This window comes from Streptomyces sp. S07_1.15 (genome assembly GCF_020739505.1).
In the GTDB taxonomy this organism is placed as follows: Bacteria; Actinomycetota; Actinomycetes; order Streptomycetales; family Streptomycetaceae; genus Streptomyces; species Streptomyces xinghaiensis.
Window position 1 is genome coordinate 1991931 of sequence record NZ_JAJBZK010000001.1, and the last position, 14614, is coordinate 2006544.

General features: G+C 72.9%; 16 protein-coding genes and 5 tRNA genes. 6 read left to right on the forward strand and 15 right to left on the reverse strand.

All coding sequences use genetic code 11. The annotated features are described in order from the left end of the window. Positions 1 to 28: 28 nt before the first annotated feature. The gene (locus LIX60_RS08380; protein ID WP_227962673.1) at positions 29 to 1819 is read right to left on the reverse strand and encodes a DAK2 domain-containing protein; all 1791 of its coding nucleotides are present in this window, start codon (positions 1817 to 1819) and stop codon (positions 29 to 31) included. 263 nt (positions 1820 to 2082) lie between these two features. On the opposite strand from LIX60_RS08380, the gene rpmB reads away from it, so the two are divergent. After that, complete coding sequence (gene rpmB / locus LIX60_RS08385) at positions 2083 to 2268, forward strand: 50S ribosomal protein L28 (protein WP_009714771.1); 186 nt, start codon at positions 2083 to 2085, stop codon at positions 2266 to 2268. An 87-nt stretch (positions 2269 to 2355) separates the two neighbouring features. Here rpmB and thiD read toward each other — a convergent pair whose 3' ends face one another. Continuing rightward, positions 2356 to 3168: a bifunctional hydroxymethylpyrimidine kinase/phosphomethylpyrimidine kinase gene (gene thiD / locus LIX60_RS08390; RefSeq protein ID WP_227962674.1), complete on the reverse strand. Its 813-nt coding sequence runs from the start codon at positions 3166 to 3168 to the stop codon at positions 2356 to 2358. 17 nt (positions 3169 to 3185) lie between these two features. Beyond that, positions 3186 to 4154, reverse strand: a complete 969-nt coding sequence (locus tag LIX60_RS08395; RefSeq protein ID WP_227957896.1) for a thiamine-phosphate kinase — start codon at positions 4152 to 4154, stop codon at positions 3186 to 3188. 217 nt (positions 4155 to 4371) lie between these two features. On the opposite strand from LIX60_RS08395, the gene LIX60_RS08400 reads away from it, so the two are divergent. Both LIX60_RS08400 and LIX60_RS08405 read left to right on the forward strand, forming a co-directional pair. Then, the gene (locus tag LIX60_RS08400; protein ID WP_019709861.1) at positions 4372 to 4605 is read left to right on the forward strand and encodes an Lrp/AsnC family transcriptional regulator; all 234 of its coding nucleotides are present in this window, start codon (positions 4372 to 4374) and stop codon (positions 4603 to 4605) included. Between the two features lie 51 nt (positions 4606 to 4656). Further along, positions 4657 to 5136 carry a DUF3515 domain-containing protein gene (locus LIX60_RS08405; protein WP_227957897.1) on the forward strand — a complete coding sequence of 160 codons (480 nt, stop codon included), beginning with the start codon at positions 4657 to 4659 and terminating at the stop codon, positions 5134 to 5136. A gap of 125 nt (positions 5137 to 5261) precedes the next feature. Here LIX60_RS08405 and LIX60_RS08410 read toward each other — a convergent pair whose 3' ends face one another. The 3 genes from LIX60_RS08410 to LIX60_RS08420 all read right to left on the reverse strand — a co-directional run bounded on the left by LIX60_RS08410 (position 5262) and on the right by LIX60_RS08420 (position 8376). Further along, a complete protein-coding gene (locus LIX60_RS08410) occupies positions 5262 to 6461 on the reverse strand; it encodes a D-alanine--D-alanine ligase family protein (protein WP_227957898.1) in 1200 nt (399 codons plus the stop codon). Positions 6462 to 6613: 152 nt separating this feature from the next. Beyond that, a complete protein-coding gene (locus LIX60_RS08415; protein ID WP_227957899.1) occupies positions 6614 to 7615 on the reverse strand; it encodes an NAD(P)H-dependent glycerol-3-phosphate dehydrogenase in 1002 nt (333 codons plus the stop codon). Then, the gene (locus LIX60_RS08420) at positions 7612 to 8376 is read right to left on the reverse strand and encodes a 1-acyl-sn-glycerol-3-phosphate acyltransferase (protein ID WP_227957900.1); all 765 of its coding nucleotides are present in this window, start codon (positions 8374 to 8376) and stop codon (positions 7612 to 7614) included. Before LIX60_RS08420 ends, LIX60_RS08415 begins: the two co-directional genes overlap by 4 nt. A 171-nt stretch (positions 8377 to 8547) precedes the next feature. Here LIX60_RS08420 and cofC point away from each other — a divergent pair, with 171 nt between their 5' ends. Together cofC and LIX60_RS08430 are read left to right on the forward strand one after the other, a co-directional pair. Continuing rightward, a complete protein-coding gene (gene cofC / locus LIX60_RS08425) occupies positions 8548 to 9183 on the forward strand; it encodes a 2-phospho-L-lactate guanylyltransferase (RefSeq protein WP_227957901.1) in 636 nt (211 codons plus the stop codon). 25 nt (positions 9184 to 9208) lie between these two features. Further along, a complete protein-coding gene (locus tag LIX60_RS08430) occupies positions 9209 to 9451 on the forward strand; it encodes a hypothetical protein (RefSeq protein ID WP_227957902.1) in 243 nt (80 codons plus the stop codon). Between the two features lie 161 nt (positions 9452 to 9612). Here LIX60_RS08430 and LIX60_RS08435 read toward each other — a convergent pair whose 3' ends face one another. The 4 genes from LIX60_RS08435 to leuC all read right to left on the reverse strand — a co-directional run bounded on the left by LIX60_RS08435 (position 9613) and on the right by leuC (position 12819). Then, on the reverse strand, positions 9613 to 10260 hold the full coding sequence (locus tag LIX60_RS08435) for an HU family DNA-binding protein (protein WP_227957903.1): 648 nt from the start codon (positions 10258 to 10260) through the stop codon (positions 9613 to 9615). Between the two features lie 126 nt (positions 10261 to 10386). Then, positions 10387 to 10620, reverse strand: a complete 234-nt coding sequence (locus LIX60_RS08440) for a hypothetical protein (RefSeq protein WP_227957904.1) — start codon at positions 10618 to 10620, stop codon at positions 10387 to 10389. Between the two features lie 159 nt (positions 10621 to 10779). Next, entirely contained in the window at positions 10780 to 11388 is a 609-nt protein-coding gene (leuD, locus tag LIX60_RS08445) for a 3-isopropylmalate dehydratase small subunit (protein ID WP_227957905.1), read from the reverse strand. 6 nt (positions 11389 to 11394) lie between these two features. Next, a complete protein-coding gene (gene leuC, locus LIX60_RS08450) occupies positions 11395 to 12819 on the reverse strand; it encodes a 3-isopropylmalate dehydratase large subunit (RefSeq protein ID WP_227957906.1) in 1425 nt (474 codons plus the stop codon). Positions 12820 to 13050: 231 nt separating this feature from the next. On the opposite strand from leuC, the gene ndgR reads away from it, so the two are divergent. After that, positions 13051 to 13779 (forward strand): IclR family transcriptional regulator NdgR, encoded by a 729-nt coding sequence (gene ndgR, locus LIX60_RS08455; protein ID WP_019709872.1) that lies wholly within the window; start codon positions 13051 to 13053, stop codon positions 13777 to 13779. Between the two features lie 171 nt (positions 13780 to 13950). Here the strand turns inward: ndgR and LIX60_RS08460 are convergent. The 5 genes from LIX60_RS08460 to LIX60_RS08480 all read right to left on the reverse strand — a co-directional run bounded on the left by LIX60_RS08460 (position 13951) and on the right by LIX60_RS08480 (position 14520). Beyond that, a tRNA-Glu gene (locus LIX60_RS08460) sits at positions 13951 to 14023 on the reverse strand. Positions 14024 to 14086: 63 nt separating this feature from the next. Next, positions 14087 to 14158: transfer RNA gene (locus LIX60_RS08465), tRNA-Gln, on the reverse strand. 13 nt (positions 14159 to 14171) lie between these two features. Continuing rightward, positions 14172 to 14244, reverse strand: a tRNA-Glu gene (locus tag LIX60_RS08470). A 63-nt stretch (positions 14245 to 14307) separates the two neighbouring features. Then, positions 14308 to 14380, reverse strand: a tRNA-Glu gene (locus tag LIX60_RS08475). A 68-nt stretch (positions 14381 to 14448) separates the two neighbouring features. Next, positions 14449 to 14520 (reverse strand) — tRNA-Gln (locus tag LIX60_RS08480). Between the last annotated feature and the right edge of the window lie 94 nt (positions 14521 to 14614).

A 14614-nucleotide genomic window follows, 5' to 3' on the forward strand; every position in this document is an offset into this window, starting at 1 on the left:
CGTCCGGCCTCCGCCCGGCGGGGCGCGCCTACTCGACGCCGATGATCAGGGGTACGGAGGGCTGGCCGCCCCGGTGGACGACGGTGTCGACGGCCAGGTGCCCCTGCCGGACCCGGTCCTCCAGGTGGTCCGCCAGCGCGTCGGGCGCCTCCGCGCCGAGCACCAGGGTGACCATCTCGCCCCCCGCGGCCAGCATCCGCTCCAGGACGGCCTCGGCCGTCGCGGCGAGATCCTGCCCGATCACGGCGACGTCCCCGTCGATGAGTCCGAGGACGTCACCGGCCTGGCAGACACCGGCCATGGTCCAGGAGCGGTGTTCGGCCACCGCGAGCTCGGCGTGGCGGGTGGCGCCGGCGGCGGAGGTCATGGCGACGACGTCCTCGTCGAAGCGGCGCTCCGGTCCGTGCACGGCCAGGGCCGCGATGCCCTGGACCGGCGAGCGGGTCGGGACGACGGCGACCCGTATGCCCTCCGCCCGCGCCTGCTCGGCGGCAGCGGCGGCCGTGTGCCGCAGGGCGGTGTCATTGGGCAGCAGCACGACCTCGCGGGCGTGCGCCCGGCGGGCGGCCTCCACGAGTTCACCGGCGGCGGGCGGCTCCCCGGGGCGCACGGTGACCACCGTGGCGCCCGCCTCCCGGCACAGCTCCGCCAGCCCGTCGCCCGGGACCACCATGACGACCGCCCGCTGGGCGCGCGGCTGCTGCTCGGCGCGCTGGGTCTCCGACCCGAAGTGGGTGACGCGGATCCGGTACGGGCGTCCGGCCTCGATCCCGGCCTCGACGGCGGCTCCGGCGTCGTCGACGTGCACATGGACGTTCCACAGCCCGTCGCCGCCGACCACGACCAGGGAGTCGCCGAGCGGGTCCAGCCGTGCCCGCAGGGTCTCCACGGCCTCGTCGCCCGCCTCCAGAAGGTACATGACCTCGTAGGCCGGGCCCTCAGCGGTGCAGACGGCCGGCTCAGCTGCGGCCTCGGCGCCGGCAGCGGCGGCATCGGTGGCAGCGGCGGCCCCGGTCGCCCCGGTGGCACCGGAGTCGGCGGCCGCCGCCGGCTGTCCGGCCGGCGGGCCGGCAGCGCGGCCGGACCGGTCCCGGCCGCCTCCCACCGGGCGGGGGTGCTCCCCCGTGACGGCCTCCATCAGGGCGCCGAGGACGGTCACCAGCCCGCAGCCGCCCGCGTCGACCACACCGGCGCGGCCCAGCACGTCCAGTTGCCCCGGGGTCTCCTCCAGGGCAGCGCGTGCCCCTTCGTACGCCGCCCGCACCACCTCGGCGGCTCCTCCCCCGGCGCGCTCGGCGGCGTCCGCCGCGGCCGCGGCCACGGTCAGCATCGTCCCCTCGACCGGGTGGGCCACGGCACGGTACGCGGCCTCGCCGGCCCGCCGCAGCGCCCGCCGCAGCCGCTCGCCGCCGGCCCGGCCGCCCGGCTCCGGGGCGGCTTCCGCGGCCGCCTCCCGGGGCGCGGCCAGCACCTCGGCCAGGCCGCGCAGCATCTGCGACAGGATGGTGCCGGAGTTGCCGCGGGCGCCGATCAGGGCGCCGTGTGTCATGGCCCGCAGCGCGTCCGGCAGCGCCGGCAGCCCCGGCCCCGCGCCGCCCCCGCCGGCTCCCCCTCCGCCGCCCGCGGGCGCGGTCGGGACGGCGGCCATCTCCGCGTGGGCGGCGAAGACCGCCTCGACGGCCTGGGCCGCGGACTCGACGGTGAAGTACAGATTGGTGCCGGTGTCCCCGTCGGCGACCGGATAGACGTTGATCGCGTCGATGCTCTCGCGGGCCTTCCCCAGCGCCTCCAGGGCCAGTCCGCACCAGGTGCGCACCATGGCGGCGTCGAGGGTGTCGGGCACCGATGTCCTCCTCAGACCGGGGCGGGGAGCCGTCGGCAGCGTAGCCGCGGGACGGGCTCCGCCCGGGAGGGGGGCCGGGCGCCCATGGTAGTTTTCTTGTACGGGAGCGGTCGTTGTATGCTGCTCCGGTTGCCCGACCCGAGTCGGGACATTCTCCCCCGGCGGCACCGGTCATCGAATTCGATCCCCGGCAGGCCGGGGATTCACCGTACGTGCATCTGAAGTCTTTGGAGTGACCCGTGGCTGCCAACTGCGACGTCTGCGGCAAGGGGCCGGGCTTCGGCAACAACATTTCGCACTCGCACCGCCGCACTCGCCGTCGTTGGAACCCCAACATCCAGACGGTGCGCGCTGTGGTCGGTCGGACGCCGAAGCGGCTCAACGTCTGCACCTCGTGCATCAAGGCCGGCAAGGTCTCGCGCTGACGTTTCCGTCGTAGCGCAGCCCTTGGCCGGTTGCCGAAGCCGGTCCGCCTTCCGGGTGGACCGGCTTTCCGCATGTCCGGGGCCGGTTCAGCGGAACCGCCAGCCGTGGTCCACGGGGCCGATCCCCGATCCCAGGGGGAAGCCCGCGGCGATCGCCCCGGTGACGTACTTCTTGGCCGCCGTGACCGCGGCCGGGACCTCCGCCCCCTTCGCCAGCTCCGCCGCGATGGCGGCGGCAAGGGTGCATCCCGTGCCGTGGGTGTGCCGGTTGTCGTGCCGCGCGGCGCGCAGGCGGTGCTCCTCGCGGCCGTCGGTGAGCAGGTCCACCGCCTCGCCCGCCAGATGGCCGCCCTTGATCAGCGCCCAGCGCGGGCCGAGGGCGAGCACCGCGTCCGCGGCCCGGCGCAGATCGTCCTCGCGCTCCACGCGGACTCCGGTGAGCTGTTCGACCTCGGGCAGGTTCGGGGTGGCGACGGTCGCGGCCGGGAGCAGCCGGGTCCGTACGGATTCCAGCGCCGACGCGGCCAGCAGCGGGTCGCCGTGCTTGGAGACCCCGACCGGGTCCACGACCACGGGCGCCCCGATACCGCCGAGGAGTTCCGCCACCGCCTCCACGAGTCCGGCCGAGGAGAGCATCCCGGTCTTGACCGCGTGCACGCCGATGTCGTCCACCACGCTGCGGAACTGCGCCCGTACCGCATCCACGGGCAGGTCCCAGGCTCCCTGCACACCGCGGGAGTTCTGCGCCGTGACGGCCGTGACCACGCTCATGCCGTGGGTGCCGAGAGCCAGCATCGTCTTGAGATCCGCCTGGATGCCCGCGCCGCCGCCGGAGTCGGAGCCGGCGACGGTGAGCACGAGCGGAGGCGTCTGCGGGGCCGGAAGCGGCCGCGGTGATATGTCCACGGTCAGGGAATCTACCCGGCGTCCGCTTCCTCCCCGAAGTGGTCCCAGCCCGCTTTCTCCCACGGCGCCCCGTCCACGGTGACCTGGGGCAGCGCCGAGCGGCCCAGGACCTCGCCGATCACCCGCCAGCGGGCGGGCAGTTTGGTCTCCGGCGGGAAGACCGCCGCGATGGCGTGGTCCTCCCCGCCGCTCAGCACCCAGTGCAGCGGGTCGACGCCCACGGCCTGCCCGATGTCGGACATCTGCGAGGGGATGTCCACCGCGCCGGAGCGCACGTCGATCCGGACCCCGCTGGCCTCCGCGATGTGCCCGAGGTCGGCGATCAGGCCGTCGCTGACATCGGTCATGGCCGTGGCGCCGAGCGCCGCCGCCGCGGGACCGGCGTGGTACGGCGGTTCGGGCCGCCGGTGCGCCTCGACGAAGGCGCGCGGCGAACGGAAACCGCGGGAGAGCACGGCGTGCCCGGCGGCGGACCAGCCCAGCCAGCCGGTGACGGCCACGACGTCGCCGGGGCGGGCACCGGACCGCAGCACCGGCTCGGCGTTGCGGAGATCGCCCAGGGCGGTGATGGAGACCGTGATCGTCTCGCCGCGCACCACATCCCCGCCGACCACGGCGGCCCCGGCCACCTGGCACTCGTCGCGCAGCCCGTCCATCAGTTCGGCCGGCCAGGTCGCCGGCAGTTCCGCGGGGACGACGAGGCCGAGCAGCAGCGCCGTGGGGACCGCGCCCATGGCCGCGATGTCCGCCATGTTCTGCGCCGCGGCCTTGCGGCCGACGTCGTAGGCGGTGGACCAGTCGCGGCGGAAGTGCCGCCCTTCCAGCAGGATGTCCGTGCTGGCGACGACCCGCCGGTCCGGTGCCGCGACGACCGCCGCGTCGTCGCCGGGCCCCAGCCGCACGGCCGGGGTGGTGGTGAGCCGCGAGGTCAGCTCCCTGATGAGGCCGAACTCGCCCAACTCCCCCACGGTGCCCTTCATCCCTGTGCCCCTATCTCCGCCCGGCGGGCGCGACGGCCCCGGCCCGGTACTCGGTCTCCCGTGCCGACCGCGGCGTCGGCAGTGTCGGTCCTTGCTGTGTCCCGCCGGGCGGCGGGGGGCGCCACAGGCCGTGCGGGGTCTCCCCGCGCCGCCCGGCGGCGCGGTACCGTGGCGTCCCTTCTTCCCACATGATCCTCGTAGCCGCCCTGGAGGTTCCGTGGTACAGGCGTACATCCTGATCCAGACCGAGGTCGGCAAGGCCTCGTCGGTCGCCGAACTGGTCTCCAAGCTTCCCGGGGTCATCCAGGCCGAGGACGTCACCGGTCCGTACGACGTGATCGTGCGCGCCCAGTCCGACACCGTCGACGAGCTGGGCCGCCTCGTGGTGGCCAAAGTGCAGCAGATCGACGGCATCACGCGCACCCTGACCTGCCCCGTCGTCCACTTCTGAGACACCGGGGCGCCCGGCATGCGCCCGGCCCGGCTGGGTAGTCTCGACCGGGTGAACACCCTCTTCCGCCGTTTTCTCTGGCTGCCCGCCGTCATATCCCTGGCCGCGGCGGGCTGTTCCTCCGGTGACAGCGGCCGTCCGGTCCCCACCCCCTCGCCCGAGACCGCGAAGCTCTGCCGGGCGCTGTACCGGGAACTGCCGGCGAAGGTGGACGGACTGGGGCGGAGCGGAAGCGAGCCCCCCTCCGAGTTCGCCGCCGACTGGGGCGACCCCGCCGTGCAGCTGCGCTGCGGGGTGCCCCGCCCCGAGGTCCTCACCCCGGGGACCGCGCAGTACAACCCCACGGCCGAGGGGGTGGAGGTGAACGGCGTGCTCTGGCTCCCCGAGCAGCAGGAGAACGGGTACCGCTTCACCACCACACAGCGCAAGGCGTACGTCGAGGTGACCGTCCCCCGGGAGTACCGGCCCGAGGTCAATCCGCTGACGGACCTCGCCGACGCCGTCGAGAAGACCATTCCGGACGCGCTCTAGGGCCGTGACCGGGGAGGTCCGGACGGAAACCCGCGGTGTGCCCGGAGAGCTCGGGGAAGTCCGGGGCGTCGCGAGCCGGTGAACCCGCCCGGTCACAGCACTGGCGCTCCGCCGCGGCGCGCGGCTCAGCGCAGCCCGGTCGGACGCCGCAGGGCGGCCTGGATCAGGCGGTCCACCAGCTCGGGATAGCTCACGCCGCTCTCCTGCCACATCCGCGGGTACATGGAGATGGGCGTGAAGCCCGGCATGGTGTTGATCTCGTTGATCACGAACTCGCCGTTCTCCTGCAGGAAGAAGTCGGCGCGGACGAGCCCCTCGCAGGCCGCGGCGTCGAAGGCCTCCACGGCCAGCTCCCGCACCCGGGCGGTCTCCTCGGGGGTGAGCGGGGCGGGGACCACGCCGGCCGCCGAGTCGATGTACTTGGCCTCGAAGTCGTAGAAGTCGTGCGAGGTGACGGGCGGGATCTCGGCGGGCACGCTGGCGCGCGGGCCGTCCTCGAACTCCAGCACACCGCACTCGATCTCCCGGCCGCGGAGCAGCGACTCGACCAGGATCTTGGGGTCGTGCCGGCGGGCTTCGGCCACCGCCTCGTCCAGCTCCTCCGGACCGCTCACCCGGCTGATGCCCATCGAGGAGCCCGCCCGGGCGGGCTTGACGAAGACCGGCCAGCCGTGTTCGGCGGCGAAGTCGACGATCTTCTTACGGGCGGCCGCGCCGCGCTCGGCGCCGGTGCCCTGCTCCCACTCGCGCGGCCGGATCACCGTGTAGGGGCCGACCGGCAGGCCGAAGGAGGTGAAGACGCGCTTCATGTACTCCTTGTCCATGCCGACGGCGGACGCGAGCACCCCGGCGCCGACATAGGGCACCCCGGACAGCTCCAGCAGCCCCTGCAGGGTGCCGTCCTCGCCGTAGGGGCCGTGCAGCACGGGGAAGACGACGTCCACCTCGCCGAGCGACTTGGGCACCTGCCCGGGCTCGGTGTAGACGACCTCGCGTCCGGCCGGGTCGACCGGGAGCAGCACACCGCCCTCGCCGGATTCCGCCAGCTCGTCGACGCTGGGCAGGGCGCGGCCGCTGATCGCCATCCGCTCGGGGTCGTCCGCGGTGAGCGCCCAGCGGCCGTCCGTGGTGATGCCGATCGGCAGCACCTCGTACTGGCTCCGGTCGATGGCGCGCATCACGGCACCCGCGGTGACCACCGAGATGGCGTGCTCGGAGCTGCGGCCGCCGAACACGACGGCGACGCGCGGCTTCCGGCCGGTGGCACGGGCCGCGGCAGGGGTGGAGGCGGGCGCGGGGTTCTGGGTGGATGACTCGCTGCTCATATCGGCTTGAGACTACCCTGCGCACCCCGCACCGCGGCAGCCACCGGTGCCGCATCGGCGTGGACGAGTTCCGCCGCGTACCGCCCCGGGCGGAGGCGGTGCGGCGGGGCGCGGTGCCGGAGCGCGCGGGGCCCGGCCGGGCTGAGAGCCCGTCAGCGGCGTTCGGCCTTGGCGCTGCGCGCCATCAGGTCCTTGAGGGCCACCATCGGCGGCTTGCCGTCGTGGACGATCTCCACCACGGTCTCCGTCAGCGGCATGTCGACGCGGTGCCGCCGGGCCAGATCGAGCACGGACTCGCAGGACTTGACGCCCTCGGCGGTCTGCTTGGTGGCCGCGATGGTCTGCTCCAGCGTCATGCCGCGGCCCAGGTTGGTGCCGAAGGTGTGGTTGCGGGAGAGCGGCGAGGAGCAGGTGGCGATGAGATCGCCCATGCCGGCGAGCCCGGCGAAGGTGTGCGCGTCCGCGCCCATCGCGGCCCCGAGCCGGCTGGTCTCGGCCAGGCCGCGGGTCATCAGCGAGGCCTTGGTGTTGTCGCCCAGCCCCATGCCGTCCGCGATGCCCACGGCCAGCGCGATGACGTTCTTCACGGCGCCGCCCAGCTCGCAGCCGACGACGTCGGTGTTGGTGTACGGGCGGAAGTACGGGGTGTGGCAGGCGGCCTGGAGCCGCCGGGCGACGGACTCGTCGGAGCAGGCGACCACCGAGGCGGCGGGCTGCCGGGCGGCGATCTCCAGGGCGAGGTTGGGGCCGGTGAGCACGGCGACGCGCTCGGCCGGAACTCCGGCGACCTCCTCGATGACCTCACTCATCCGCTTGGCCGTGCCCAGTTCCACGCCCTTCATCAGGCTGACGAGCACGGTGCCGGACGGCAGCAGCGGCGCCCACCGGGCCAGATTGCCGCGCAGGGTCTGGGAGGGGACGGCGAGCACCGTGAACTCGGCGCCGCGGGCGGCCTCGGCGGGGTCGGTCGTGGCCCGCACGGTCGGCGGCAGTTCGACGCCGGGCAGATAGCCGGGGTTGGTCCGGCCGGAGTTGACGGCATCGACGACCTCCGCGCGGCGGCCCCAGAGGGTCACCTCGCAGCCGGCGTCGCCGAGCACCATCGCGAAAGCGGTCCCCCATGATCCCGTTCCGTAGACCGCGCAGCGCGTCACGCGCCATCCCCCTGTCCTTGCCGTTCCTGCCGCCTCCCGCGCCGCTCGGCGCGGGCCCTGCTGTGATCGTAGAGCTGTTCCGGCGCGGGTTCGTCCCGCATCTCGGCGAGGAGCGCGGTGATCGAGACCATGATGGTCTCGGTGGCGGCGCGCAGGACCTCGGCGGTCGGATCCTGGCCGTAGAACGCGGAGAGGTCCACCGGCGGACCGGCCTGGACCCGGAGCGTCTTGCGGGGGAAGAGCCGGATCTTCTTCGTCCCGGCGTACGGCGGCACGGCCTCGTTCGCGCCCCACTGGGCCACCGGGATCACCGGCGCCTTGGTGAGCAGCGCGACCCGGGCGGCGCCGGTCTTGCCCTGCATCGGCCAGTGGTCCGGGTCGCGGGTGAGGGTGCCCTCCGGGTAGAAGGCCACGCACTCCCCCCGGTTGACCGCGTCGACGGCGGCGCGGAAGGCGTTGGCGGCGTCGGTCGATTCGCGGTAGACGGGGATCTGGCCGGTGCCGCGCAGGATCATGCCGACGAACGGCACCCGGAAAAGCGGCGCCTTGGCGAGGAATCGCGGCACCCGTCCGGTGTTGTACTGGAAGTGCGCGTACGAAAGCGGGTCCAGGGCGGAATTGTGGTTGATCGCGGTGATATATCCGCCGTCCGCCGGAAGGTTCTCCATTCCGCTCCAGTCCCGCTTGAAGAAGAGGAGCAGCGGCGGTTTCGCGATGGCCGCGGCCAAGCGGTACCAGAAGCCGATTCTGCGGCGGGACACTCGGACACCCTCCTCGTGGGACCTGTCGGGCTGCGGGTGGGCAGCCGCACAAGTGTCGCCCCAGGGTCCCGCTCTGTCGAGCACACGGTATCCCCGGGCCCGGCCGCCGGTTCCGGCGGCGGGTGACAATACGGGGGGAACGGCGGGGCGGACGAGGGAGATGGCTCGGGCGTGGACTGGTCGCTGGTGATACCGCTGAAGCCGCTGGCCGTGGCCAAGAGCCGGCTGGCGGACGCGGCGGGCGAGGAACTGCGCCCGGGGCTCGCGCTGGCCTTCGCGCAGGACACGGTGGCGGCCGCGGCGGCCGCTCCGGGGGTCCGGGATGTGGTGGTCGTCACGGACGACCGGCTGGCCGGGGCGGAACTGGCCCGGCTGGGCGCACGGGTGCTGCCGGACCCTCCGGGCGCGGGCCTGAACCCCGCGCTGGCCCACGGGGCGCGGGCCGTGCGGGCCCGGCGGCCGGACGCCCCGGTGGCGGTGCTGAACGCCGATCTCCCCGCCCTGCGTCCCGCGGAACTGGCGCGGGTGCTGTCGGCCGCCGCGGCATTTCCCCGGTCCTTTCTGGCGGATGCCGTGGGAACGGGGACGACTTTCCTCTCGGCCTCCCCCGGGGTGGAACTCGCCCCGGCTTTCGGCGGCCCTTCCCGGAATCGGCACCGCCGGTCCGGGGCCGTGGAAATCACCGTGACCGGGGTGGATTCGGTGCGGCGCGACGTGGACACCGGAGAGGATCTGCGGGCCGCCCTCCGGCTCGGCGTCGGAATCCGTACGGCCGCGCTCACCGGCCGCCCGCGGATCGCCGAGTAGGGCCGCCGGCGGCTACGCTGCCGTTATGCAGGCCACCGCTTACACCTATGACGCCGGTACCCGCTGCGGGAGCGTATTGCTCGACGACGGCACGCCCGTGGAATTCGACGCGGCGGCCTTCGACGCCGGCGGGCTGCGGCTGCTGAGGCCGGGCCAGCGGGTGCGGATCGAACTGGCGGAGGACGGGCCCGCGGAGGGCGGGCCGGCGCGGCCGGGCGGCGCCGGCGGAGCACCGCGGATCTCCCTGGTGACCCTGCAGACGTTCTGACCGGCCCTTCCCCCGGCCGTTCCCACCCCGCCCTGGCCACCGGCCCTGGCCACCACCGGCCGTTCCGGCAGGCCCCGGACGTGCCGCGGGCCGGGCTCCCCGAGGAGCCCGGCCCAGCGTGGGGGTGTGACGGCTGCCGTGCGGCCCGTCTACTTCCTGCTCTACTTCCTGCGGCCGGCCGTCTTCTTCGCGGCGGTGTTGCGCGCGGTGGCCTTGCGGGCCGGCGCCTTCTTGGCGGTGGTCTTCTTGGCCGGTGCCGTCTTGGAGGTCTTGGCGGTGGCCGACTTCTTCGAGGGCGCCTTCTTGGCCGCGGTGGTCTTGCCGGTGGCCTTCTTGGCGGTGGCCGCCTTCTTCGCCGGTGCCGCCTTCTTCGCGGCGGTCTTGCGCGCAGTGGCGGCGGTCTTCTTCGCCGCCCCCTTCTTCGCGGCGGCCTTCTTCGCCGCGGCCTTGGTGGTGGCGCGGGCCGAAACCCCGCCCGTGAGGCTGCCCTTGGGCGCCTTCTTCACCGCCACCTCGCCTCCCTTGGGAAGCTTCTTGCTCCCGCTCACCAGGTCCTTGAAACCCTGGCCGGCGCGGAAGCGGGGCACGGAGGTCTTCTTGACCCGGACCCGCTCTCCGGTCTGCGGGTTGCGGGCGTACCGGGCCGGACGGTCGACCTTCTCGAACGAGCCGAATCCGGTGACCGAGACCCGGTCTCCGGCGACCACCGCGCGGACGATCGCGTCCAGCACCGCGTCCACGGCGTCGGCGGCGTTCTGCCGGCCACCGAGCTTGTCCGCGATCGCTTCTACGAGCTGCGCCTTGTTCACGTCTTCCCCTTCGGAGACATTGCCTGAACGAATCAGTTCGGGCGATTTCGCACGTTAGGCAGATATATACCGCAAATCAAAGACGAAACGGTCTAATCACCCTTGTGCCGCAATGGATCTCGACCGTTACGTACGGGTGCCGCGTCGTAATCGGCTGTCGTCGAGGTCCTGCATGAAGCGCTCCAGACGCCGTGTCGCGCGGGGGAGATCGTGTTTGGCGGCGGCCGTGATGGCAAGCAGCTTCCGGGAGAGCGCCGTCCGCTCATCCTCGGGGACTTGCAGGGAACGCACTCGCGCGTGCGCTTCCTTGAGGCGGCCCGCGACAAGCTCGTGAAGTGGCAGTTGAGGGTCGCGTTCCATGCACAGATTGTGCCATCTGCGGCGAGTTGTCGCCCCACCGGGCGTCAACCCATTTCGGAAAAGAGCCTCGCACACGGCCGCGCCCCCCGCCTGCGGGCGAGGGGCGCGGTGGTCCGTACGGCTCGCGGGCCGTACCGGGGAGAGGTGCGAACAGGCCTGTCAGACCACGGTGGTGGAGGGCTTGAAGGCGGGGCGGGATGTCTCGTAGGCGGCGATGTCGGCCTCGTTCTTCAGGGTGAGGCTGATGTCGTCCAGCCCTTCCAGGAGCCGCCAGCGGGCGTTCTCGTCGAGCTCGAACGCGGCGGTGAGGACGGTGCCGTCCGGGCGCGGGGCGCGGACTTCGCGGGCGACGAGGTCGACGGTGACCGGGGTGCGGGGGTCGGCCTCGGTCAGCTCCCACAGGGTGTCGACGGTCTCCTGCGGCAGGACCACCGTCAGCAGCCCGTTCTTCAGCGAGTTGCCGCGGAAGATGTCGGCGAAGCGGGAGGAGACCACGGCCTTGAAGCCGTAGTTCTGCAGCGCCCAGACCGCGTGCTCGCGGGAGGAGCCGGTGCCGAAGTCGGGGCCGGCCACCAGCACGCTCGCGCCCTGGTACTCCGCCTGGTTGAGGACGAACTGCGGGTCCTTGCGCCAGGCCTCGAAGAGCCCGTCCTCGAAACCGTCGCGGGTGACCTTCTTCAGCCAGTGCGCCGGGATGATCTGGTCGGTGTCGACGTTGCTGCGCCGCAGCGGTACGGCCCGGCCGGTGTGGGTGGTGAACGCTTCCATGATGTCTCAGGCCTCCACGAGAGCCGGGATGTCGGACAGGTCGGCCGGGGAGGCCAGATGCCCCAGGACCGCGGTGGCCGCGGCGACCTGCGGGGAGACCAGGTGGGTCCGCCCGCCCTTGCCCTGCCGCCCCTCGAAGTTGCGGTTGGAGGTGGACGCCGCCCGCTCACCGGGCTGGAGCTGGTCGGGGTTCATCCCCAGGCACATCGAGCAGCCCGCGTGGCGCCATTCGGCGCCGGCCGCGGTGAACACCCGGTCCAGGCCCTCCTCGACGGCCTGCAGGGCCACCCGTACCGATCCGGGGACGACCAGCATCCGCACCCCGTCGGCGACCTTGCGCCCCTCGAGGATCGCGGCGGCCGCGCGCAGGTCCTCGATCCGGCCGTTGGTGCACGAGCCGACGAAGACGGTGTCCACGCCCACCTCGCGCAGCGGCTGCCCGGCGGTCAGGCCCATGTACTCCAGGGCCTTCTGCGCGGCGTGCCGCTCACTGGCGTCCGCGAAGGAGGAGGGGTCCGGCACGGAGGCCGAGAGCGGCGCGCCCTGGCCGGGGTTGGTGCCCCACGTGACGAACGGCGCCAGGGCGGAGGCGTCGATGACGACCTCGTGGTCAAAGACCGCGTCCTCGTCCGTGCGCAGCGTCTTCCAGTAGGCGACGGCCGCGTCCCAGTCCTCCCCCTGCGGGGCGTGGGGGCGGCCCTCAAGGTAGGCGAACGTGGTGTCGTCCGGGGCGATCATGCCCGCGCGGGCGCCGGCCTCGATCGACATGTTGCAGATCGTCATCCGGGCCTCCATCGAGAGCTTCTCGATGGCCTCGCCGCGGTACTCGATGACGTAGCCCTGGCCGCCGCCGGTGCCGATCCTCGTGATGACCGCCAGGATCAGGTCCTTGGCCGTGACGTCCGCGGGCAGTTCGCCCTCGACGGTGATCGCCATGGTCTTGAACGGGGCCAGCGGCAGGGTCTGGGTGGCCAGGACGTGCTCGACCTGGCTGGTGCCGATACCGAACGCCAGCGCGCCGAAGGCGCCGTGGGTGGAGGTGTGGCTGTCACCGCAGACGACCGTCATGCCGGGCTGGGTGAGTCCCAGCTGCGGTCCCACCACGTGGACGACACCCTGTTCGACGTCGCCCAGGGGGTGCAGCCGTACCCCGAAGTCCGCGCAGTTCTTGCGCAGCGTCTCCAGCTGGACCCGGGAGACCGGGTCCGCGATCGGCTTGTCGATGTCGAGGGTGGGGGTGTTGTGGTCCTCGGTCGCGATGGTGAGGTCCAGGCGACGCACCTGACGGCCGTTCTTGCGCAGCCCGTCGAACGCCTGCGGGCTGGTGACCTCGTGCAGCAGGTGCAGATCGATGAAGAGAAGGTCGGGCTCGCCTTCCGCGCGCCGGACGACGTGGTCGTCCCAGACCTTCTCCGCGAGTGTCCGTCCCATCGCTTTCCCTCCGGCCGGCGGCTCTGCCGGCCCATCTCGGCTTGTCGTTCCGTCCCCCGGTGATCCGCGGGGCGAGTGCGCGTACCGGTGCCGCCGGGCGCTGGTCCTGCCCGGAGCCGGGTGTCCGCCGGATGTCCAACCGCCGTTCCACCACGGGCCGCTCTTACAGATTGGCGGCTTCCGGGGAAATATGAACTTGCGTTTCATACTCTGAGACGCGAATATCGACGCATGGACAACTCTAGCGGCTCCAGCGGGGTCGGCGTTCTCGACAAGGCAGCTCTGGTTCTGAGCGCTCTGGAGTCCGGTCCGGCCACCCTCGCCGGGCTGGTCGCCGCGACCGGTCTCGCCCGCCCCACGGCCCACCGGCTGGCGGTGGCTCTGGAGCATCACCGGATAGTGGCGAGGGACATGCAGGGCCGGTTCATCCTCGGCCCGCGGCTGGCCGAACTGGCCGCCGCGGCGGGAGAGGACCGGCTGCTGGCGACGGCCGGCCCGGTGCTCACGCACCTGCGGGACGTCACCGGGGAGAGCGCGCAGCTCTACCGGCGCCAGGGGGATATGCGCATCTGCGTGGCCGCGGCGGAACGGCTGTCCGGACTGCGGGACACGGTGCCGGTCGGCTCCACCCTGCCGATGAAGGCCGGCTCGGCGGCACAGATCCTCATGGCCTGGGAGGAGCCGGAGCGGCTCCATCGCGGCCTGCAGGGCGCCCGGTTCACGGCCACCGCCCTCTCCGGGGTACGGCGCCGGGGCTGGGCCCAGTCCATCGGCGAGCGGGAGCCGGGGGTGGCGTCCGTCTCCGCGCCGGTGCGCGGACCGTCGAACCGGGTCGTGGCCGCCGTCTCGGTCTCCGGACCGATCGAGCGGCTCACCCGGCACCCGGGGCGGATGCACGCCCAGGCGGTCATCGACGCCGCGGGCCGGCTCACCGAGGCCCTGCGCCGCAACGGCGGCTGACCTCTTCGCCGCTTCGCCCCCTCGCCTCCCTCGCGGGTCCGGAGCCGGTACGGCGGTGACGGCCGTACCGGCGGCGCCCCGGGCCCGCCGCGCCCTCCGGAGGAACCGGCGAGCGGCACACAAGGCATACGAAAAGGCCCCCCGCCGAAGCGGAGGGCCTTCTGCCGTGGGTACCCCCGACCGGATTCGAACCGGCGCTACCGCCTTGAGAGGGCGGCGTGCTAGGCCGCTACACAACGGGGGCCTGCGGACGCTGCGTCCATCGCCGAGGCAGTCGCCGAGACGGGAGACACATGCGCGTGACGCGCTGGGCTACCAGGACTCGAACCTAGACTAAATGAACCAGAATCACTCGTGCTGCCAATTACACCATAGCCCATGGTATAGACCAGTACCCCCGACCGGATTCGAACCGGCGCTACCGCCTTGAGAGGGCGGCGTGCTAGGCCGCTACACAACGGGGGCCCCAGCGATCCCGGGGCGCGGCCCCGCCGGGAGCTACCCGACGGCACCGGCTGCAAGGATCTGTACCCCCGACCGGATTCGAACCGGCGCTACCGCCTTGAGAGGGCGGCGTGCTAGGCCGCTACACAACGGGGGCTAGTCACTGCACACGCAGACAGAAGCCTGCGAACGTCACACACAAGAGAGTTCTACGGGGATCTCTTGCTGGGCTACCAGGACTCGAACCTAGACTAAGTGAACCAGAATCACTCGTGCTGCCAATTACACCATAGCCCACCAAAACGCAACCCCTGACCGGGGTTTTGTTCTGTGCGCTGCCTCTCCGGTCCATCGGCCCGGGCGGGCGGCGCAGGAAGAACATTACCCGATC